Source organism: Nakamurella flavida (assembly GCF_030811475.1).
GTDB classification, from domain to species: Bacteria; Actinomycetota; Actinomycetes; order Mycobacteriales; family Nakamurellaceae; genus Nakamurella; species Nakamurella flavida.
Genome location: NZ_JAUSQV010000001.1, coordinates 2,128,273 through 2,149,596 on the forward strand (window position 1 = coordinate 2,128,273; position 21,324 = coordinate 2,149,596).

17 protein-coding genes and 1 tRNA gene are annotated in these 21,324 nt (G+C 72.6%); 7 read left to right on the forward strand and 11 right to left on the reverse strand.

Going from position 1 to position 21,324, the window contains the following annotated elements; genetic code table 11:
- Positions 1–33: 33 nt before the first annotated feature.
- A complete protein-coding gene (locus J2S58_RS09570; RefSeq protein WP_205258115.1) occupies positions 34–1,497 on the reverse strand; it encodes an NAD-dependent succinate-semialdehyde dehydrogenase in 1,464 nt (487 codons plus the stop codon).
- A gap of 296 nt (positions 1,498–1,793) precedes the next feature.
- Between J2S58_RS09570 and J2S58_RS09575 the strand changes: the two genes are divergently transcribed.
- Positions 1,794–2,981: a TerC family protein gene (locus tag J2S58_RS09575; RefSeq protein ID WP_205258114.1), complete on the forward strand. Its 1,188-nt coding sequence runs from the start codon at positions 1,794–1,796 to the stop codon at positions 2,979–2,981.
- A gap of 125 nt (positions 2,982–3,106) precedes the next feature.
- Here J2S58_RS09575 and J2S58_RS09580 read toward each other — a convergent pair whose 3' ends face one another.
- From J2S58_RS09580 to efeU, 7 genes are all read right to left on the reverse strand, one after another.
- The gene (locus J2S58_RS09580; protein ID WP_205258113.1) at positions 3,107–3,298 is read right to left on the reverse strand and encodes a hypothetical protein; all 192 of its coding nucleotides are present in this window, start codon (positions 3,296–3,298) and stop codon (positions 3,107–3,109) included.
- A gap of 412 nt (positions 3,299–3,710) precedes the next feature.
- Positions 3,711–3,783, reverse strand: a tRNA-Thr gene (locus J2S58_RS09585).
- 117 nt (positions 3,784–3,900) lie between these two features.
- Complete coding sequence (locus J2S58_RS09590) at positions 3,901–5,829, reverse strand: VanW family protein (protein WP_205258112.1); 1,929 nt, start codon at positions 5,827–5,829, stop codon at positions 3,901–3,903.
- A 101-nt stretch (positions 5,830–5,930) separates the two neighbouring features.
- Positions 5,931–6,530: a helix-turn-helix domain-containing protein gene (locus J2S58_RS09595; protein ID WP_205258111.1), complete on the reverse strand. Its 600-nt coding sequence runs from the start codon at positions 6,528–6,530 to the stop codon at positions 5,931–5,933.
- Positions 6,531–7,000: 470 nt separating this feature from the next.
- Positions 7,001–8,314, reverse strand: coding sequence for an iron uptake transporter deferrochelatase/peroxidase subunit (gene efeB, locus J2S58_RS09600; RefSeq protein WP_205258110.1), 1,314 nt, complete (start codon positions 8,312–8,314; stop codon positions 7,001–7,003).
- A gap of 71 nt (positions 8,315–8,385) precedes the next feature.
- The gene (gene efeO / locus J2S58_RS09605; protein ID WP_205258109.1) at positions 8,386–9,645 is read right to left on the reverse strand and encodes an iron uptake system protein EfeO; all 1,260 of its coding nucleotides are present in this window, start codon (positions 9,643–9,645) and stop codon (positions 8,386–8,388) included.
- 72 nt (positions 9,646–9,717) lie between these two features.
- Positions 9,718–11,448: an iron uptake transporter permease EfeU gene (gene efeU, locus J2S58_RS09610; protein WP_205258108.1), complete on the reverse strand. Its 1,731-nt coding sequence runs from the start codon at positions 11,446–11,448 to the stop codon at positions 9,718–9,720.
- 139 nt (positions 11,449–11,587) lie between these two features.
- On the opposite strand from efeU, the gene J2S58_RS09615 reads away from it, so the two are divergent.
- Both J2S58_RS09615 and J2S58_RS09620 read left to right on the forward strand, forming a co-directional pair.
- Entirely contained in the window at positions 11,588–12,157 is a 570-nt protein-coding gene (locus tag J2S58_RS09615) for a peptide deformylase (RefSeq protein WP_205258107.1), read from the forward strand.
- Between the two features lie 80 nt (positions 12,158–12,237).
- On the forward strand, positions 12,238–14,547 hold the full coding sequence (locus J2S58_RS09620; protein WP_205258106.1) for a bifunctional alpha,alpha-trehalose-phosphate synthase (UDP-forming)/trehalose-phosphatase: 2,310 nt from the start codon (positions 12,238–12,240) through the stop codon (positions 14,545–14,547).
- Between the two features lie 16 nt (positions 14,548–14,563).
- On the opposite strand, the gene J2S58_RS09625 is transcribed toward J2S58_RS09620, so the two are convergent.
- Positions 14,564–15,637: a LacI family DNA-binding transcriptional regulator gene (locus tag J2S58_RS09625; RefSeq protein ID WP_205258105.1), complete on the reverse strand. Its 1,074-nt coding sequence runs from the start codon at positions 15,635–15,637 to the stop codon at positions 14,564–14,566.
- Positions 15,638–15,927: 290 nt separating this feature from the next.
- Here J2S58_RS09625 and J2S58_RS09630 point away from each other — a divergent pair, with 290 nt between their 5' ends.
- Positions 15,928–17,064 carry an ABC transporter ATP-binding protein gene (locus J2S58_RS09630; protein WP_205258104.1) on the forward strand — a complete coding sequence of 379 codons (1,137 nt, stop codon included), beginning with the start codon at positions 15,928–15,930 and terminating at the stop codon, positions 17,062–17,064.
- Positions 17,065–17,205: 141 nt separating this feature from the next.
- On the opposite strand, the gene J2S58_RS09635 is transcribed toward J2S58_RS09630, so the two are convergent.
- Together J2S58_RS09635 and J2S58_RS09640 are read right to left on the reverse strand one after the other, a co-directional pair.
- Positions 17,206–17,412 (reverse strand): RNA-binding S4 domain-containing protein, encoded by a 207-nt coding sequence (locus J2S58_RS09635; protein WP_205258103.1) that lies wholly within the window; start codon positions 17,410–17,412, stop codon positions 17,206–17,208.
- Positions 17,413–17,430: 18 nt separating this feature from the next.
- Entirely contained in the window at positions 17,431–17,766 is a 336-nt protein-coding gene (locus J2S58_RS09640) for a hypothetical protein (RefSeq protein WP_205258102.1), read from the reverse strand.
- Between the two features lie 262 nt (positions 17,767–18,028).
- Here J2S58_RS09640 and J2S58_RS09645 point away from each other — a divergent pair, with 262 nt between their 5' ends.
- From J2S58_RS09645 to J2S58_RS09655, 3 genes are all read left to right on the forward strand, one after another.
- The gene (locus J2S58_RS09645; RefSeq protein WP_205258101.1) at positions 18,029–18,679 is read left to right on the forward strand and encodes a trimeric intracellular cation channel family protein; all 651 of its coding nucleotides are present in this window, start codon (positions 18,029–18,031) and stop codon (positions 18,677–18,679) included.
- 96 nt (positions 18,680–18,775) lie between these two features.
- Positions 18,776–19,060, forward strand: coding sequence for a DUF1490 family protein (locus J2S58_RS09650; RefSeq protein ID WP_205258100.1), 285 nt, complete (start codon positions 18,776–18,778; stop codon positions 19,058–19,060).
- Positions 19,044–21,275: a heavy metal translocating P-type ATPase gene (locus tag J2S58_RS09655; protein WP_306827873.1), complete on the forward strand. Its 2,232-nt coding sequence runs from the start codon at positions 19,044–19,046 to the stop codon at positions 21,273–21,275. The genes J2S58_RS09650 and J2S58_RS09655 overlap by 17 nt, the downstream gene beginning before the upstream one ends.
- Positions 21,276–21,324 lie beyond the last annotated feature (49 nt).

Below are 21,324 nucleotides of genomic sequence, written 5' to 3' on the forward strand. Positions count from 1 at the left end.
GCCCGTCACCGGCGGGCCCCGGGTGCGCGGGAACTACAGGGCGATCCCCACGTACTTGGTCTCCAGGTACTCCTCGATGCCCTCGAAGCCGCCCTCGCGGCCGAGGCCGGAGGCCTTGACGCCGCCGAACGGAGCGGCCGGGTTCGACACCACCCCCTGGTTGATGCCGACCATCCCGCTCTCCAGTCGCTCGGCGACGGTCAGCGCACGGGTCAGGTCCTGGGTGAAGGCGTAGGCGACCAGCCCGTACTCGGTGTCGTTGGCCAGCGCGATCCCCTCGTCGTCGGTGGTGAACGTGACCACCGGGGCGACCGGGCCGAAGATCTCCTCGCGGAACATCCGCACCGTCGGCGGCACGTCGGCGAGCACTGTGGGCCGGTAGAAGTGGCCCGGGCCGTCGATGGCCGAACCGCCGGTCACCACGGTGGCGCCGGCATCGAGGGCGTCGGCGACCAGCGCGCTCACCTTCTCCACCGCCGCCGCGTCGATCAGCGGACCGACCTTCGTGTCGTCGTCCACCCCCGCCCCGACGGGCATGGCGGCCAGCCGCTCGCCCAGCCGCGCGGCGAACTCCTTCGCCACCGACTCGTGGACGATGAACCGGTTCGCCGCCGTGCACGCCTCGCCGATGTTGCGCATCTTGGCCAGCACCGCGCCCTCGACGGCGCGGTCCAGATCCGCGTCGCCGAACACCAGGAACGGGGCGTTGCCGCCGAGCTCCATCGACACCTTGAGCACCTGTTCCGCGGACTGCGCGATGAGCTTCTTCCCCACCCCGGTCGAGCCGGTGAAGGTGAGCTTGCGCAGCCGGGGGTCGGCGATGATCGGCGCCGACACCGCCCCGGAGGACGTCGTCGGGATGACGTTGACGACCCCGGGCGGCAGTCCGGCCTCGGTGAGGATCGACGCCAGGGTGAGCGTGGTGAGCGGGGTCTGCGCCGCCGGCTTGATCACCACCGTGCAGCCCGCGGCCAGCGCCGGGCCGATCTTGCGGGTGCCCATGGCCAGCGGGAAGTTCCACGGGGTGATCGCGAAGACCGGGCCGACCGGCTGCTTCATGGTGAGCAGCCGTGTCCCGCCCGACGGGGCGACGGCGTAGCGGCCGGAGATGCGGACGGCCTCCTCGGAGAACCAGCGGAGGAACTCCGCGCCGTAGGTCACCTCGCCGCGCGCCTCAGCCAGCGGCTTGCCCATCTCCAGCGTCATGACCAGGGCGATGTCCTCGGCGCGCGCGGTCAGCAGGTCGAACGCCCGGCGGAGGATCTCCGCCCGGGCCCGCGGATCGGTCGCCGCCCACTCCGCACCGGCCGCCACGGCGGCGTCCAGCGCGGCCGCACCGTCGGCCACTCCGGCATCGGCGACGGTGGTCAGCACCTCGCCGGTCGCCGGGTTCTCCACCTCGAACGTGGACTCCCCGGCCCGCCACTCCCCACCGATGAACAGCCCGGTGGGAACCTCGCGGACGACCTGCGCACTGCGTTCCGCCGACACACCCATGACGCTCCACCTCTCAGCCGGTACGCCGACCGTCGACCCGGCCGGGCCGATCCTGCCACCCGGGTCGGCCGGGGCGGGGCGGGCCCAGGCCCGGGGATCAGGCACGGATGCTGTCCGGGGATGCCCGGATTCCTCGCAGTGATCCACCCGACAGGCGTCGGACGACTCCAGCGGGCCGGCCGGGAACCCGGCGCCCGTCCTGTTCGTGGACAGGACGAGACGCACAGCCCGGAGAACGCCCCCGGGAGGTGCGTCGTTCCCGTCCTCAGATCGCCGCCGAAGGGTCCCCCTCCGACATGACCGTGTCCCCCGTCATCTGGATCGCCACCATCGTGGCGATCGCAGCTCTCCTGCTGTTCGATTTCATCTTCCACGTGCGCAAGGCGCACACCCCGACGCTCAAGGAAGCGGCCATCTGGTCGAGCATCTACGTCGGTCTGGCCATCGTGTTCGGCATCGGCGTCTGGGTCTTCGGTGGCAGCACCATGGGCTCGGAGTACTTCGCCGGGTATGTCACCGAGAAGGCCCTCTCGGTGGACAACCTGTTCGTCTTCCTGATCATCATGACCAGCTTCAAGGTGCCCCGCGAGGACCAGCAGAAGGTGCTGCTGTTCGGCATCGTCTTCTCGCTGATCGCCCGGACCGGGTTCATCTTCCTGGGCGCCGCGCTCATCAACAGCTTCGCCTGGGTGTTCTACCTGTTCGGCCTGGTCCTGCTGCTCACCGCCGGGAACCTGCTCAAGCCCAGCGGCCACGAGGACGACTCCGCTGACAACTTCCTGATCCGGCTCACCCGCAAGATCTTCCACACCACCGACTACTACGACGGCGACAAGCTGTTCACCCTGCAGAACGGCAAGCGGGCGCTAACCCCGATGCTGCTGGTCATGGTGGCCATCGGCGCGACCGACATCCTGTTCGCGCTCGACTCCATCCCGGCCATCTTCGGGCTCACCCAGAACACCTTCATCGTGTTCACCGCGACCGCGTTCTCGCTGATGGGCCTGCGCCAGCTGTTCTTCCTGATCGACGGCCTGCTCGACCGGCTCATCTACCTGTCCTACGGGCTGGCGGCGATCCTCGGCTTCATCGGCGTCAAGCTGATCCTGCACGCGCTGCACGAGAACAACCTGCCGTTCATCAACGGTGGGGAGCCGGTCGGCGTCATCGAGATCAGCACCGGCCTGTCCCTCTCGGTCATCCTGGGCGTCCTGATCATCACCGTCCTGGCGTCGCTGCTCAGCCCCAAGGGCAAGGCCCTGAACGCGATCACCGAGGCCAAGGTGCACGCCCAGAACTACCTGAACCCGGAGTACACCGACGACCCGGCCGAGCGCGCCCGCGTCTGGGACTCCTTCGTCAAGGAGGAGGCGGCGATCAAGGCGCTTCCCGAGGAGAAGCGCAAGTTCATCCGCGAGGAACACGACTTCATGGAGCTGCTCAGCAAGGCGCACGACGAGCACGACCGGCAGACCGCCCGCTGACCCGGGGTCCTGCCCGCTCCGTCACGAAGCCCCCGTCCGCATCATGCGGACGGGGGCTTCGTCGTTCGGTGGTGATGGTCGCTCGGGGCGCAGGGGCGAGCGCCGGGCCCGGGCGCCGGGGCGGGTCAGGACGCCGGGGAACTCATCCGGCGCAGCGGCGTGGTGCTCTGCCGGCGGTTGCGGCTGGCCGCGCTCTCGTGGGGGACGAGCACCCAGCCGCGGACACCGGAGTCCCACAGGATCAGATCCCCGGAGGCGTAGGCGGTGGTGCAGCAGTCGCATCGACCGGAGCGGGTGGCGGGAACGGGAGCGGTCATCGGAGATCCTTCAGGCAGGGGGCGGGGGGGGCGGCGGTACGGGGACGACGCCGCAGGAGGAGGAACGCCGGCGCCGACCGGCACGGGGGGCGCGGTTCGGTGCGGTTCGGTGCGGTTCAGGGGGGCCGCGGATCGCGGCGGTGTCCATCGGAGAGCGGGGCCGCGAGCAGGAGCGTCAACGGGGCGGGCACGGGAACGGGCACCGGCACGACGAGGGGGCGGCATCCGCCTCGGCGTCACGAGAGGGACGACGAGCGGGGAGGAGGTCGGGCGCCCGGCGGGATCGACCGGCGGGGCAGTTCCTCGGTGGTGACCCGAGACTACCCGGCGAGCGGCCGATCGGCGCCGGTCGTGGGATGCGTCTCCATCCCGACATCGGCCCGGGAGCGGGTCGGAGGGGGTTGCGACAGGGAGCCGCCGAGGGGACTTGAACCCCTAACCGCCCGATTACAAGTCGGGTGCGCTACCAATTGCGCCACGGCGGCCGGCCGGACGCAGGACGTCCGGATACGGCTGATCGAGCCTATCGGGGCGTGGGCCACCACCGGTACGTGCCCACGCCCCCGACCGCCCACCCGGGGCGATCGGCTCGCCGGCGACGGTCAGCCGCCCGCCGCGGCCGGCGGGACCTCGGCGGCGGTGGTCGGCGCCGCCGTCGTGGAGGGCGTGGCGCGCGCCGGCGCCGGGGCGCAGACGATGTTCTGCTGGCCGTTGTAGACGGTGGTGAAGTTCTCGCGGCGGATCTCCGCGCCGTTGAGGTCCCGGATGATCCGGGTGTCCACGATCGAGAAGCCGTTCGTCCCGCCCGAGGCGCTGCACGATTCGCCGTAGGGGATCACGACGCGTTCCGGCGGGGTCGTGTCGAACCGGTCGCCGGTGACGGACTCGACCTCGACGTGCTTGGTCCCCCACAGCCGGACGGTGATGTCGTCCGGGGTCCAGATGGTCTGGATGAGGACGCCGGTCGGGTAGTCGTTGGAGAAGGCCATGTCGATCTCGCCGTCGTAGACGGTCGCCTCCCGGCCCGGGGGGTACCGGGAGATGTAGAACGAGTGCGGCGTGTGCGTCACGTCGCCCATGCCGGCGAAGTACCCGGCGTTGTAGAGCGTGGTGGAGAACTGGCTGATGCCGCCGCCGACCGCGCTGGAGATGCGGCCCTCCTGGATGACCGCGGCCGGCACGTAGCCCTCGGCGCTGGTCCGCTGGCCGGTGAAGTCGTTCAGGGAGAACGTGGCGCCCGGCTGCACGATGGCGCCGTTCACCTTCTCGGCCACCACCCGGATGTTCTCGCCGGAGTTCGACGCGAAGCCGCCGGTGGTGAACTCGCCGATCACCTCGTTGATCCCCAGCGCCTGGACCTGTGCGGTGCTCAGCGCCGGCGCCGCGGACACGTAGACCACCGGGACGGCGCGCGCCGCGGGGTCGGCCGCCAGGACGGCACCGGACATCGCCGCCTGGGTGGCGTTCCAGTCGACGGTGCGGCCGTCCGTGCTGGGGGTGATGACGGGGGCGTCGGCGACGATGGCCACCGACGCATCGGCCGGGGCGGTCTGCGTGGCCTCGACCTGGGGGGTGACCGGGGCGCGGAGGGTGGCGGTGTCGACCGCGACGGTGAACCCGTCCGCGGCGTCCGGGGTGACGGTGGTGACCGCGGCGATGTCCGCGGCGGTCCGCTCCACCGTCGTGCCACCGGCGTCCAGCACCAGCGGTGCGGAGACCGCGGCACGCAGCTGATCGGCCGCCGCCTGCGTGGCCTGCGCCCCGGCCCGGACGGGCGACTGGACCAGGGGCAGGGTGGCCGCCTGGAACGCCTGCGGGCCGGCCCGCCAGGCCTGCTCGAGTGCTGCGGCGGCCGCCGGCACGTCGATGGCCGACCCGACGACCGGATCGACCTGCACGACGGTGGTGCCGTCCAGCCGGACGTCCCCCTCCACGGCCGCGACATCGGTCGCCGCGGCCGTGCTGGTCAGCCAGCCGGTGAAGGCGGCGTCGTCGATGCCGACCTGCGCGTCGACCGTCCGCTCGGTGAAGAAGGACCGCACCCAGGACACCGGGTCGGCGGCGCGCAGCGGCGCGGCGGCCACGGTCGCCGCGACGTCGTAGGTCAGACCGTTGTCCTGCGGGACGAACTCGACCGGGCCGGACGCCGTCTGCAGGGTCACCGAGGCGCCGTACGTGTCGCCGCCGAGGTGGTCGGCGAGCTGGGTCCGGGCCTCCTCGGGGGTGAGACCGCCGACCTGCACGCCGCCGATGCTCGTGTTGCGTTCGATCTCGCCGCTGGTCGTGCCCAGGTTGATGAGGTAGAGCAGGGCCACCACACCCACCAGCGCCCCGACCACGGCGGCGACGACGACCCCGGGACGGCGGCGGGCGGACGTGCCGCCGGGCTCGTCCGACCGATCCGGCTCGCCCTGTCCGACGGACGGATCGGCTGCCGCATCCTGCACCGGGACGGTGCCGTCCCCCTGCGCCGGGCGGTCGGGTTCCGGGCTCTCGTGGTCGATGGGCCCGGGCACTCGATCGTCGCTCAACGCGGCTCCTCAGCAGACTCGACCGTCGGGGTGATGACCCCGGACACGTTCGACCGGCACGCACAGTGCCGGCAGGGCCATTGTCCCCGACGGTCGACGCCTCAGATCGCGGCCGGTTCCCCCCGGAAGCCGGTGCGCTCGGCCACATCGTCCCCGTGCCGACCGGCGACGGGCCCGGAGTCCTGCTCCGGGAGCGGCACCGGCGCACCGCCGGCCTCCGCCGCGGTGCCCACGAGGATCTCCCGGCACTCGGCCGGAGACACGTTCATCAGGGCGGCCAGGGCCAGGATGGCGCCGTCGTCCAACGTCATCGCCGAGGCCGACCCCCCACCGGACCGCAGCTCGAACCACCGACGGACGGGCGCGAGACGCGGATCCTCCGCCTCCATCACCTCGTCGATGTCGACCGTCACCGACCCGGTTCCGGCGGTGCTCTGCCACCGGCCGATACCCCGTTCGGCCATGTTGAGCAGACCGCCCAGGTCCTCCCCCAGTGCCCGGGCGATCACCCACAGCACGTCGATCCGCAACGAGCGGTGACCCGTCTCGTAGTTCGCCAATGCCGCCTTGCTCACCAGCCCCCCGGTGCGCTGTGCGACGTCCGCCTGCGTCAGCTTCTGCCGACGCCGGGACTCGCGTAACGCGCGACAGACAGCTGCAGCGAACAGCTCCTGTGTGTGCGCGTCGTACGCCTGTGACACAACGGACCCCCGTCAATCGTCGGTGCGGGAACGCGGTGTTCCCGGTCGAGCGCCCGCGTGATGTCGAGTGACCCACCCGGCCGTAAGCCCAGGTGGGTGATCACCCACCACGGAACGTACGACGCTCAAACATTTCTACCACAGAGTAGCCGATTTTTGACTCTTTTGGAGCAATCGGCACCACTTGACGTAACCGTTACGACGACTTCATGGCGGATAGTCATGGTGTCCACCCCCAATGCCCACTATCGGTGGCGGTTGGTGACGGAGCGACTACCTGGACCTCGGTCACAGAGGGTATCTCCGGCGCAGATCGTCGGGAACCCCAGGGGTACTCCAGGCGACCGTCGGGTGAACCCGGCAGCCGGCGACCACGGAGCGCGCACTGCGGCTCACCCGGTATGAGCGTTCACAAGGACGAGTCCGAGATCATGTCGACGGCCCGGTCGGGGGTCGACGGGCGGCCGACCTCAGACCAGGTCGCCGAGCAGACCCTTGCCGAACCAGTCGCCCGCTCCGCTCACCCCGGGCGGGCAGGCCCACAGGCCGCCGCCGATGTGCGCGATGTACTCGTTCAGGGCGTCGGACCGGCCGAGGCGGGTCTGGATGGCCTTGAACTGGGTCTGCGGATCTCGCTGGAACGCGATGAAGAAGAGCCCGGCGGCCAGCTTCCCGGTATCCGGGTCCTGTCCGTCGGTGTAGTTGTACCCGCGCCGCAGCAACCGCGCCCCGCCGTTGGTCTCGGGGGCGGCCAGCCGCACGTGGGAGGCCACGTCGATGACCGGCTTGCCGTCGGCCTGGGCGGCGAAGTCGATCGGGGTGAACTCCTCACCGCCGGTCAACGGGGCACCGCTGGACTTCGTCCGCCCGAAGATGCGCTCCTGGTCGGTCAACGGGTCGGTGTCCCAGGACTCGATCTCCATCCGGATCTTCCGCGCGACCAGGTAGGAGCCGCCGGCCATCCACGCCGTCGGACCGGCGTCCGCGGCGGCGGGCACGAACACCTGCTCCTGCACGGCGGTCACGTCGTCGGCGTGGATGTTGTTGGTGCCGTCCTTGAACCCGAACAGATTGCGCGGCGTCACCTGGCCCGCCCCGGTGGCCGAGGCGCGCCCGAAGCCGAGCTGGGACCAGCGCAGCACCGCCGTGCCGCGCGCCGCGCGCACCATGTTGCGGATCGCGTGGAACACCACCTGCGGATCATCGGCGCAGGCCTGGATGCACAGATCGCCGTCGGACAGACCCGGCTTCATCACCGCGTCACCCGGGATGGTGCCGAACGGCGTCAGCTCGGGGGGCATCCGGTCGGCCAGGCCGAACCGGTCGTCGAACAGCGACGGCCCGAACCCCACCGTGATGGTCAGCGAGTGCGGGCCGAGATCCTCCGCCTCGCCGGTGTCGAACGGCGGCTGCTCGTCGCGCACCGGGGAATCGCTGACCGGCCTCCCCGCGGTGAACCGGGCCGCCATCGCCGCCCACCGGCCGAGCATGCGCGCCAACTCCTGCACGTCGGTCGTCGTCACGTCCAGCGAGGCGAACATCAACCGTTCCTGCTGCGCGGTGGTGATGCCCGCCTGGGTCGAGCCGTAGAACGGCACCACCGCGGCCGCCCGGTCCACCGACGCCGCACCCAGGTCCGCCGTCGCGGCCTGCGCCACCGGGGCGGCGGTGGCCTCCCGGATCCCGAAGCCGGCGGCGCCGCCGACGGCCAGACCGGCGGTCGCCGCTGCGGCACCACCGAGGAAGCGGCGGCGGGACGGCCCGGGTTCGCGGGTGGGGCTCATGACTCTCCGAGACAGGCGGCGGGGCGGACGTGCGGCGGTGGAACGGGTCGAACGGTGGAACGGACCTTCGATCAGGTGGTGATCTTGGCCGAGATCGCCGACAGCGGCTCCTGCACGGCGAGCAGGGCGTCGGTCAGCGTCTTCTTGTCCTCGGTCGTGAGCTGGTCGTACGGCCGCCAGCCACCCAGCGCCGCCGGGTCGCGGTAGGCGGACAGGGTCGTGGTCAGCGCGTCGAACTGGGACGAGATCTGCGGGACCAGGGTCGGGTCGATGACGTCCAACGCGGGCTTCAGGGTGGCGAAGGCCTGCAGCGAACCCTCCACGTTGGCCTCGAAGTCGAGCAGGTCGATACGGCTGTAGGCCTCCTCCTCGCCGGTGATCTTGGAGGCCAGCACCTCGTCGAGCAGGCCGGAGGCACCGTTGGCGATCTCGAAGGCCTGGTAGCCGCCGGAGCCGGCGGTGGTGGCCGCGGACAGCTCGGCCGCCTTGCTCTGCAGCTCGGCGCAGTCGGCCACGAGCTGGTCGGCCAGTTCGGTCAGTCCGTCGGTGGTCCGGTCGACGAACAACGCCTTCTCGATGGGGTGGAAACCGGTCCACGGGGTGCCGGCCTCGACGTCGCCCTCACGCAGGTCGATGGCCGGGTCCAGGTCGGGGAACGACTCCGCGACGGGCTCGATGCGCTCGTAGAACGGGCGGGCCTTGGCGTACGCCTGCTGGGCGGCGGCCAGGTCACCGGCCCGGATCGCGTCGGCCAGCTCCTGCACGGGCGGCAGCAGGAACTCGATCTGGTCGTCGACGTAGGTGGCGTAGTCGACGGTGGCCTGGGTGAGCAGGGCGCCCACGTCACCGCCCTGCTCCTGCGCCTGTCCGCCGGTCACCGTGAACGCCCGGCGCTCGGTGGACCCGCCCGGGCAGTAGATCTCGTAGGAGCCGCCGTCGAGCCGGGCGGAGAAGGTGCTGTCGAAGCCGGGCGCCAGGTTCTCCCGCTCGCCGACGATGCGCTGGTCGGAGACCAGTTCGACCTCGGTCACCCCCACCGCGTCCAGGTTGGTGACCGTGAAGGTGACGGGGCCGGCCGGCACGGTGTCCGGGCTGGCGGTGCAGCCGTCCGCGTCGGAGACGGTCACCGTGACCTGACCGTCCACGGCCGGCGTCGAGCTCCCGGTCGAGCCGGCCCCGCCGGACGACTCCGCGGCGGACGTGGCCGCCGAGGTGGCCGCGCCGGTGGAGGCGGCCGGGCTCGACCCGCAGGCTGCCAGGGTGAGGGCGGTCAGGGCGGCGGCCGTGACGGCGACGGGGCGCCGGACGGAGCCGGGACGGTGGATGCGCATGCGAACTCCCAGGGGTGGGCGGCCGGAGCCGCTCGGGGTGTGACGGGGGGGGTGGCTCGGGGGCGGGATGGCTCAGGAGCGGGTGACGCTCGGCGCCGGGATCTGCGGGGAAGCCGCGACGGGCGGCCGTCGGTCGGGAGCGGGCCCGGACCCGGTGACGACGCGGGACCGGCGGCGGCCGACGAGGGCGGCGGCGATCAGCAGGGTCACCCCGAACACCCCGACCAGGGCGGGGACGACCTGACCGAGCACCTGGTGCTGATCCCGCTGGCCGGCGGCGGCCCGGGCCAGCGCGACCTGGTCGGCGCGCACCTGCTCGGTCCAGCCCGCGGTGAGCGAGGCGACGTCGCCGACGGGGATGGTGCTGCCGGCCGGGGTGGTCACCCGCAGTGCGGTGGTCCGGGCCAGGTCGACGCCGAGGATCTCGCCGGAGACCGGGTCGATGCGGACGGTCGCCTGCGTGGTGTCGACGTAGGCGACGGCCATCGCGGTGTCGGCGTCGCCCGACCGGAGGCCGACCGGGAAGCGGCCGCCGTTGGCCGCAGCCACCTGGGTGCCGGTCACCGTGGCGGGCAGACCGGCCGCCACGACAGCGTCGGCGTCCAGGGCCGTCCCCGCCGCAGAGCCGATCAGGTCGACCGCGGCGAGGCCGCCGACGGTGTCCGCCCCGCCGACCGTCAGGGGCACGGTGATGGTGGACGCCCCGCCGTCGACGGTGGCGGTGATCTCGGCCTGCACGGTGCTACCGGGGGTGAGCGCGAGGCGGCCGGTGTCGCCGGCGGTCAGACCGGACAGCTGCACCGACGCCGTCCCGTCGACGCTCGCGTCGGCCTGGCCGGCGGTCGCCCGGGTGCCGGCCAGCGCGGCCGGTCCGGCCGGGGCGCCCGCCTGCACCAGCGGGGCGGGGGCGGACGGCGCCAGCACGGCGAAGGCCAGCGCGAGCACCAGGGCGCCGGCGCCGACCCCGGCGAGCAGCCGCCGCAGACCGGCCGGGCTCGGCATGCGCTTCACCGGCCAGAGCACGACGGCCAGCATCGGCACGACGTAGAGCACCCAGGCCAGCACCTCGACCAGGGGCATCGCCGAGCGGATGCCGAGCATCCCGGTGAGCAGGGACTCCACGACCGAACCGGGCCGGGCCACGGCGGACAGGTCGACCGCCTGCTGCTGGCCGCCGGTGAGCCAGCCGGCCTCGTAGGCCGCGCGCAGGGTGCTCATCACCAGGCCGCCGGCCACCAGTACCAGCACCACCCCGGTGATGCGGAAGAAGCGGGAGAGGTTGAGCCGGACCCCGCCGCGGTAGATGAGGTAGCCGAGCACGATCGCCAGGGCGAGCCCGAGCACGATGCCGACGACGGCCTCGACGGGCGACAGCGCGGACTGGAACGCGGCGAGCAGGAAGACCGCCGTCTCGAAGCCCTCCCGGATGACGGCCAGGAAGGCCATCGACGCCAGGGCCAGCGCCGACCCACTGGCCAGCGCCGATCCGGCGGCGGCCTGGAGATCGCCGCGCAGGTCCCGGCTGTGCCGCCGCATCCACAGCACCATGTAGCTGATCATCAGCACGGCGACCGCGGCCACCACGCACTCGAGCATCTCCTGCTGGCGCTGCGGGAGACCGGCGTTGACGACCTGCAACCCGATGCCGACGGCCAGGCAGAGCAGCACCGCGGCGCCCACTCCGACCCACATCCGCACCAGCGCGTCGCGACGGCCGCTGCGGGTCAGGAACGCGGCGATGATGCCGACGATGAGCGCGGCCTCGAGGCCCTCGCGGAGCCCGATCACGAACGTCGCGAGCATGATTCTCCGGTGTCCTGACGGTGGGGGGCCTGGCCACTAGCGGCTGCAGACCTGAGCTGAGCCTAGGCTTGGTTAGGGCGACCTTACACCCGGCGACGGCGACCGAACCGGCCCCGGCGGCCACGTAATCTCTGCACCCATGAGCATTCGCCGCATCGTGATCGTCGGGGAGCCCGTGCTGCACCGGCCCACCCGCCCGGTCACCGTCTTCGACCAGGAGCTGGCCGACTTCGTCGAGGACCTCTTCGACACCAACACCGCGGCCAACGGGGCCGGACTCGCAGCCAACCAGGTCGGCGACGACCGCCGGGTGTTCGTCTACGACTGCCCGGACGGCGGCGAGCGCCGCCGCGGCTACGTGGTGAACCCGAGCATCACCACCTCCGGGGTGCCGGAGACCATGCCCGACCCGGACGACGACTACGAGGGCTGCCTCTCGGTGCCGGGCGAGAACTTCCCCACCGGGCGGGCCGAGTCGGCCACCGTGACCGGGGTCGACGTGCACGGCGAGCCGGTCGAGGTGTCCGGCACCGGGTTCTTCGCGCGCTGCCTGCAGCACGAGGTCGACCACCTCGACGGGTTCCTCTACCTGGACCGCCTCGTCGGCCGGAACGCCCGGGCCGGCAAGCGGGCGGTGCGGGACAACGGCTGGGGCGTGCCCGGGCTCTCCTGGCTGCCCGGGTCGGATCCGGACCCGTTCGGCCACTGATCTCCTCGATCCGTCCGACCACCGGTCGTGTGCGCCTGCACACGCACGGGGGTGTCCACCGGCCCGGATAGGGTCGGGGGGTGCCGATCACCACCCCTGGAACCGTGTCCGAGCCCGAGTCCGACCCGAGCGGGACGACCGGAACCGGGCAGGTGACCCACCAGGCCGAGATGGTCATCGTGGCCAACCGCCTCCCGTTCGACCTCGAACAGCAGCCCGACGGCACCACCCGTGCCCGGCAGGCGCCGGGCGGTCTGGTCACCGCCCTGGCCCCGATCCTGTCCCGCCGCCAGGGCGCCTGGATCGGCTGGCCGGGAACCCCCGACGTCGACCTGGACCCCACCGAGAACGACGGCATCAGCCTGTTCCCGGTGCGGCTGTCCCAGGCCGAGGTGGACGACTACTACGAGGGTTTCTCCAACGACACCCTCTGGCCGCTCTACCACGACGCGGTCAACCCCTCCACGTTCGATCGCAGCTGGTGGGAGTCCTACCAGGCGGTCAACCAGCGGTTCGCCGAACGAGCCGCGGAGGTCGCCGCGCCCGGTGCGACGGTGTGGGTGCACGACTACCAGCTGCAGCTCGTCCCGCAGATGCTCCGGCGGCTGCGGTCGGACGTGCGGATCGGCTTCTTCCTGCACATCCCGTTCCCGCCCGTCGAGCTGTTCATGCGGCTGCCGTGGCGGCAGCAGATCATCACCGGCCTGCTCGGGGCCGACCTCATCGGTTTCCACCTCCCCGGCGGGGCGCGCAACTTCGTCCGGCTGGCCAAGTCGCTCGTCGGGGTGTCCACCACCGGGACGACGACCATGCAGTTCGACGGCCGCACCATCCGGGCCGGCGCGTTCCCCATCTCCATCGACTCCGCCGGGCAGGCCTCGCTCGCCGCCACCCCCGAGGTGCACGAGACGGCCCGCCAGCTCCGCAAGGACCTGGGCAATCCGGCCAAGATCATCCTGGGGATCGACCGGCTCGACTACACCAAGGGCATCGACGTCCGGCTCCAGGCGTTCGAGGAACTGCTGCTGGCCGGTGACCCGTCGGTGCAGGACGCGGTGATGATCCAGGTCGCCACCCCCAGCCGGGAACGCATCGGCTCCTACATCCGCATGCGCGAGGACATCGAGCGGCGGGTCGGGGCCATCAACGGCAACCACGGCCGGATCGGCCGCCCCGCCGTGCACTACCTGCACCAGTCGCTCCCCCGCGAGGAGCTCGCCGCGTTCTACGTGGCCGCCGACGTCATGACGGTGACCCCGCTGCGCGACGGGATGAACCTGGTGGCCAAGGAGTACGTGGCCTGCCGCGTCGACGGCGGCGGGGTGCTGCTGCTCAGCGAGTTCACCGGTGCGGCGCGCGAACTGCGCACCGCGCTGCTGGTGAACCCCTACGACACCGACGGGGTGAAGGAGGGGCTCCGCACCTCGCTGACCATGCCGACGGTGGACGCGCGCCGGCGGATGCGGGCCATGCGCCGGCAGGTGCTCACCCACGACGTCGACCGCTGGGCGGCGGCGTTCCTCTCCGAGCTGGAGGGCACCCGGGACGTGCTGGCCGAGGCGGCCGGGCGGCTGTCCGAGGACGTCGTCGCCGCGATCAGCCAGATCAGCGAGACCGAGCGGCTGCTGGCCGCCACCGACTTCGACGGCTGCCTGGCCCCGATCGTCGACGACCCGGCCTCGGCCCGGGCCCTGCCCGAGTCGCTGCAGGCGCTCCAGACCCTGGCCGCCATCCCCGGGACGGTGGTCGCGGTGGTCTCCGGGCGGGCGTTGAGCGTGCTGACCGAGCTGCTCGGTGAGACCGCCAACCTGCAACTGGTCGGCAGCCACGGCGCGGAGACGGGCGCCGGGGAGGGCGCCACCCCCGGCCGGCCCGGGTCGGCGATGACCGAGGAGGAGGGTCGCCGGCTGACCCGGCTGCGCCTGGAGCTGCAGCAGATCACCGCGGAGTACCCGAAGGTGCGCCTGGAGCTCAAGCCGACCGGTATCGCGGTGCACCTGCGCGGCCTGGACGACCGGGAGGCCGCCGCCGTGGCCGAGCTGATCGAGGAGCCCGCGAGCTGGCAGGGCGTGCACCTGCTGCGCGGCAAGAAGGTGCTCGAACTGACGGTGGTCACCACCGACAAGGGCCGGGCGCTGCGTCGGCTGTCCCGCGAGTTCCACTGCACCGCCACCCTGTACATCGGGGACGACATCACCGACGAGAACGCGTTCGGTGTGCTCACCGCCCCGGATCTGGGCATCAAGGTCGGCAACGGCCGGACCGCGGCCGACGTCCGGATCGCCGACCCGAACCGGGTCGCCGACGTGCTCCGGGTTCTCGCCTCCTCCCGGCAGCGGGCCGCTGCCCGCCGCTCGCAGGACGCAGCCCAGGGGGACGGCGAGAGCTGACCGACCTGCGTCCCGCTCAGTGCCGGGGCGCGGCGGTGGTGCGGCCCGGGACGAACGTGGTCGGCAGGGTGATGCGACGCCCCTGGGCACTGCGCGCCGGGTCCATCATCAGCCGGCCGGCGTGCCGGCCCTTGTCGGTGACCGGCTGCTCCATCGTCGTCAGGCCGGCCTCGACCGCCGAAGCGATCCCGTCGAACCCGATGACCGAGACGTCCTGCGGCACCCGCTGCTGCCGGCGGACCAGTTCGCGGATCACCCCGACCGCCAGCACGTCCGACGTCGCGATGACGGCGGTGATGCCCGGGTCCAGGGCGAGCACCTCGGCCGCGGCGGAGGCGCCGGAGTCCTCGGTGTGGTCGAACCGTTCCACCACCGGGATCCGGTCCCAGGCCACCCCGGCGGCCTCGAAGGCCTGACGCAATCCGGCCAACCGGTGCCGCTGCACGTGATAGCGCGCGTTCTCCTGCCGGACCAGGTCAACCGGGCCGTCCCGATTCACCCGGCCGAGCCGCATGCAGACCACGCCGACCCGCCGGTGACCCAGGCGGACGAGGTGGTCGGCCATCTGGCGGGAGGCGGCCCGGTCGTCGATGCCGACCAGATCGACCCCGGGGACGAACGGCTGGTCGCAGATGACCGCCGGGACCGGCCGGCCCAGCGCGGCCGTGAGGTACGGGTCGTCGTCGGGCATCGAATAGGCCACGAAACCGTCGACCGCGGCACCGGACACCGCGGCGATGTCGTCCGAGCCGGGTGTCGCCGGGACGAGGAGCAGCCCCACCCGGGCCGAGTCGCACTCCAGGGCCAACCCCTCCAGGAAGGCGACGGCCGCCGGGTCGCGGAACGCGTAGGAGACCTGCTCGGCGAGCAGCAGACCGATCGCGCCGGCCGTGCGGGTGCGTAGCGAGCGTGCCACCGGGTCCGGCCCGGGATAACCCAGCCGTCGGGCCGCCTCCATGACCCGGGCGCGGAGCCGCGGGGAGAGCTGGTCGGGTCGGTTGTAGGCGTTGGAGACGGTGGTCCGGGAGACACCGAGCTCGGCGGCCAGCGACGCCAGGGTGGCGGGCGGCCGGGAGCCGTGTCTTTCCATGCAAGAAAGGTAGTGGGACGGGCGGGGCGGTCGCACCACCCGACCGGGCCGGGACCTCGCGCTCGGGGCACCCGCAACGGCACGTCCCGCCCTCGGTCGGGTGAATCGGGTCCGCCCGCCGCCGTCCAACCCACCACCGCGGGCGACCGGCACCCACCCGTCGCCCGACGGATGCGCGGGAAAACGTTTACCGACACCCTTCCGTCACCGACGGCCAGAGGTTAATGTCGGCCGCGAGAAGGCTGCGCCGTGGCGCGTGGCCGCGGTTCGACGAGGAACAGGAGCCAGACATGGCAGAGGTCCAGTACGAAGAGGCATCCCGCGTCTACCCGGGCAGCCCCCCGGTCCGCGCGGTCGACCGGCTGAACCTGGACATCGTCGACGGCGAGTTCCTCGTCCTCGTCGGCCCGTCCGGTTCCGGCAAGTCCACCGCGCTGCGCATGCTCGCCGGCCTCGAGGACGTCAACGAGGGCAAGATCATCATCGGCGGCCGCGACGTCACCCACGTCCCGCCGAAGAACCGCGACATCGCGATGGTGTTCCAGTCCTACGCGCTGTACCCCCACATGACCGTGGCGGAGAACATGGGTTTCGCGCTCAAGCTGCGCGGGGTCAACAAGGCCGAGATCGCCACCAAGGTCCGTGAGGCCGCCGGCCTGTTGGACCTGGAGAAGTACCTGGACCGCAAGCCCAAGGCCCTGTCCGGTGGCCAGCGCCAGCGCGTGGCCATGGGCCGCGCCATCGTGCGCGAGCCCTCCGTCTTCCTCATGGACGAGCCGCTGTCCAACCTCGACGCCAAGCTCCGCGTGGAGACCCGCGCGAACATCGCCGAGCTGCAGGCCCGGCTGGGGACCACCACCGTCTACGTCACCCACGACCAGGTGGAGGCCATGACCATGGGCCACCGCGTCGCGGTGCTCAAGGACGGCATCCTGCAGCAGGTCGACACCCCCCGGAACCTCTACGACCAGCCCAGCAACGTCTTCGTGGCCGGCTTCATGGGCTCCCCGGCGATGAACCTGGTGACGGTCCCGCTGACCTCCGAGGGCGCCCAGCTGGGCGAGACCACCGTGCCGCTCCCCCGCGAGCTGATGTCGGAGGCCTCCAGCAAGGGCCTCAAGGAGGTCATCTTCGGTGTGCGCCCGGAGAACTTCACCCTCTCCGGCCAGGGCATCCCGGTCACCGTCGACCTCGTCGAGGAGCTCGGCGCCGACGCGTTCGTGCACGGGCACTCCCCGGACGGTGGCCGCCTGGTCATCCGGATCGACGCCCGCCAGTCGCTGACCCAGGGCTCGACCATCCGCGCCACCCCGACCGACCCGGAGCACCTGCACCTGTTCGACCCGAGCACCGGCCTGCGGCTGTCCAGCTCCCGGGCCGTGCCGGCCGACGCCGTCGCCGGTGGCAGCACCAGCCTGAGCAAGTAGTCCCCGGGCCGGACCAGGGCCGGCCGAAGCACCCCGACGGGCCGGGAGCATCCACGTGATGCTCCCGGCCCTCCGTCGTTCGCGGGGGCCGGCCGACCGGCGCAGGCCCGGTCGGTCGGTGCCGGGTCGGACGGTGCCGGGTCAGACGATGCGGACGGACTTCCCGTCCAGGCCGACCACGTCCCCACGGTGCAATTGGCGGCCCCGGCGGATGTCGACCTCGCCGTTCACGGTGACCAGTCCGTCGCCGAGCAGGTCCTTGACCTCGGCTCCGGTGTCCACCGCGCCGGCCAGCTTGAGGAACTGCCCGAGCCTGATCATCTCGCCGGTGATGCTGACCTCGTCCATGCCGGCATTCTCCCCCGGTCAGCCGGGGAGCAGCGCCCGCAGCCGCGGCGGCAGGTCGGCCAGGCGGGGAGCGGTGCGGCGGATCCACGCGGCCAGGGCCCGGTCGCCAGGGGGGTCCAACGGCCCCAGCACGACCGGAGGGGACGTCCAGGTCAGCGTTCCCGGTACTGCCGGACCGGTCGACGGGTGGGCGTGACCGACGGTGGCCACCGGTCCGAGCGGACAGCGCCCCTGGCAACCGGTGGAGATCAGCACCGCCCGGGCCCGCTCCCGCACGGCGGCGCGCAGGGCTTCCCCACCGGCCGGGTCGGCTTCGCCACCGGTGCCCGCGGCGGACGGCGCAGACCGGCGCACCGGTGTCCGACGCAGACGGCCACCACCAGCAGGGGGTCGGCCGCGGCCGGTATCGCTACCGCGACGGGTGCCGGTGCCGACGGGCGGCGCCCATGGCCCCGGTCGCGTGGGCTGTCCCCACCCTCGGCCCGCCGGCCGTGCCTCCTGCGCATGACGCCTCCCGAACGGACCGTCCTCGACCCCTGCACACCCTAGTGCTTATGGTAATCGTTCTCACCACAGCGGTGTCCGGATGGTGCCGGCGATGCGGTAGAGAAGGGCCATGCCCAGCGCTTCCGTCCTGTTGCTCGTGCTGGATCTCATCGGCACTTTCGCCTTCGCGCTGAACGGGGCACTGACCGCGATCCGGACGGCGCACGTCGACATCGTCGGCGTCATCACCCTGGGTGCGATCACTGCGGTGGGCGGCGGGATCATCCGGGACGTGCTGCTCGGTGCCCTGCCGCCGGCCACCTTCCGCGACTGGCGTTATCTGGCCGTGGCCACCGCCGGCGGCCTGCTGGTCTTCCTGTTCTTCCGCGCACTGTCCCGGATCATCCGGGTCATCGACGTCCTGGACGCCGCGGGGCTGAGCCTGTTCGCGGTGACCGGCGCCGGCCGCGCCCTGCAGCTCGGCGGGGGGCCGGCCCAGGCGATCCTGCTGGGCGCGATCACCGCCGTGGGCGGCGGCACGCTGCGCGACGTGCTCGTCGGCCGGGTGCCCGGGGTGCTGAGCAGCGGGCTCTACGCGATCCCGGCCCTGGTCGGGGCGGCGATCGCCGTGCTGGGCTCGAGCGGGGGTGACGGCCGACTCGGCCTGGTGGCCGCGGTGATCGCCGCCGCGGTCTGCTTCGGGATCCGACTGGTCGGCCTGCACTTCGACCTGCAGGCACCCCGACCACGGGGCCTGCGACCCGACGTCGACCGGGACTGACGCGCGGCGGACCACGGCGAAGACCATCAGGTATCTTCGCCGCGATCAGGATTCATTATCGTTATCAGGCGTCGTGGACGTCGGAACGGAGAACCCATGCCTCTCGGACATCTGGCCGGCCGGGCCGCGGCCGCCCTGGCCAGCGGCATCGCCGGTGCGATCGTCGTCGACCGGGTCAAGTCCGGATCGGGGCGGCGCCCCCTGCGCGGGGCGGCCGTGGCCGTCACCACCTGGGGGATCAGGGCCCGCCGATCGGCCGAGACCGGAGCGGAGAACGTGCGCCTGGCCACCGGGGACATCGTCGCCGAGGCCCGCGAACGGGTCGGTGAGCAGGCTCCCCCGCCCACCGTGGGCGGGACCCACGGTGATCACGAGCACTGACCCGGTGGGACGGGATCTCCGGACCGCGCGCGCCGCGCGGGCCGTCGGAACCGTGGACGCCGTCGAGGCCGGGCTGACCGCGTTCGTGCGGTCCGACCACGCCGGGCGGCGACGGCTGCAGGTGGACGGCATCCGCGGCGCCACCGCCCGGGCCGTCGCCCTCGAGGACGCGGTCGGACCGTTGCGCGGGGTGCGGGCCGTGCAGGCGTTCCCCCGGACCGGCGCCGTCCTGGTCTGGTACTCGGCGGCCTCGCTCGACGAGGACGCGCTCACGGCCGCCGTCGCGTCCGCGGGTGCGGTGTCGCCCGCCGCGGTGGCCACCCGGCTGCCCCGCTCGGCCGACGTCACCGGATCGGATCTGGTGCGGATGATCGTGGGCGGTGCCGCGCTCATCCTCCTGGGTGGGCGCCGGTACGTTCTGCGCCGCCCCCCGGCGCTCGGCCCGACCAGCCGACTGTTCGCCTCCGGGGTCACCCTGTTCACCGGCTACCCGTTCCTGCGCGGGGCCGTCGCCGCCCTCCGCGGGAGACGCACGGCCGGCACCGACGCCCTGGTCTCCGCCGCCACCATCGCCTCCTTGCTGCTGCGGGAGAACGTCGTGGCGCTGACCGTCATCTGGCTGCTGAACATCGGCGAGTACCTCCAGGATCTGACCCTGCGCCGCACCCGGCGGGCCATCGCCGACCTGATCACCGGGACGGCGGACACCGCGTGGGTCCGGGTGGCCGACGACCTCGAGCAGCAGGTCGCGACCGACACCCTGCGGGTCGGTGACGAGGTGGTCCTCCACGAGCACGTGGCGGCGCCGGTGGACGGGGTGGTGATCGACGGGGAGGGCATCGTCGACCAGGCGGCGATCACCGGCGAATCGCTGCCGGTGGCCGTCGCGGTGGGCACCACCGTCCACGCGGGCAGCGTGCTGCTGCGGGGACGCATCGTCGTGCGGGCCACCGCGGTCGGGTCGGACACGGCCGTCGGCCGCATCATCGACCGGGTCGAACGGGCCCAGGACGACCGGGCGCCCATCCAGACCGTGGGCGACACGTTCTCCCGCCGGTTCGTGCCCGCGTCCTTCGCACTGTCCCTGCTCACCCTGGTGCTCACCCGGGACGTCCGGCGGGCGATGACCATGCTGCTCGTCGCGTGTCCGTGCGCGGTCGGGTTGTCCACGCCCACCGCGATCAGCGCAGCCATCGGCAACGGCGCCCGTCGCGGCATCCTGATCAAGGGCGGCTCGCACCTGGAGCGGGCGGCGCAGGTCGACGCCCTGGTCGTCGACAAGACCGGTACCCTGACCACCGGGCGTCCGGTGGTGACCAACGTGGTGTCGTTCAGCCCGCGGTGGGAACCCGAGCAGGTGCTCGCCTACGTGGCCAGCTCGGAGATCCACTCCCGACACCCGTTGGCGCAGGCGGTGATCCGTTCCACCGAGGAGCGGCACATCGTCATCCCGTCCCACGAGGAGTGCGAGGTGCTGCTCGGCCTGGGCATGCGTACGCAGGCCGACGGTCGGGTGCTGCTGCTGGGCAGCGTGGAGCTGCTGCGCGCCGAGAAGGTGCGGATCCCGGCCAAGGCGAAGGGCTGGGTCACCCGGCTCCAGCAGGAGGCGGAGACACCGCTGCTGCTCGCGGTGGACGGGAAGCTGGTCGGGCTGGTCAGCCTGCGGGACACCGTCCGTCCGGAGGCGCGGGAGGTGCTGGCCCGGCTCCGCCGGGACGGGATCCGCCGAATCGTCATGCTCACCGGTGACCACCCGGACACCGCCGCCGCCGTCGCGGCCGAGCTGGGTGTCGACGAGTGGCGGGCGCAGGTGATGCCGGAGGACAAGCAGGACGTGGTGCGGGCCCTGCAGGAGCAGGGGCACGTGGTGGCCATGGTCGGCGACGGCACCAACGACGCCCCCGCCCTGGCCCTGGCCGACATCGGCATCGCCATGGGCCTGGCCGGGACGGACGTCGCGGTGGAGACCGCCGACGTCGCGCTGGCCGGGGACGACCTGCACCGACTGCTCGATCTGCGGGAGCTGGCCCGCCGCACCATCGGGGTGGTCCGGCAGAACTACGGCCTGTCCATCGCCGTCAACGCCGTCGGGCTGGCCGTGGGGGCGGGCGGGGCACTGTCCCCGGTGATGGCCGCCATCCTGCACAACGCCTCGTCGGTGGCCGTGGTGGGCAACAGCTCGCGCCTCACCCGATACCGACTGCCACCCGACTGAGCGGTCGCACCGCATCCCGAGGGCCCGGGCGCATTCCGCGTCCGGGCTC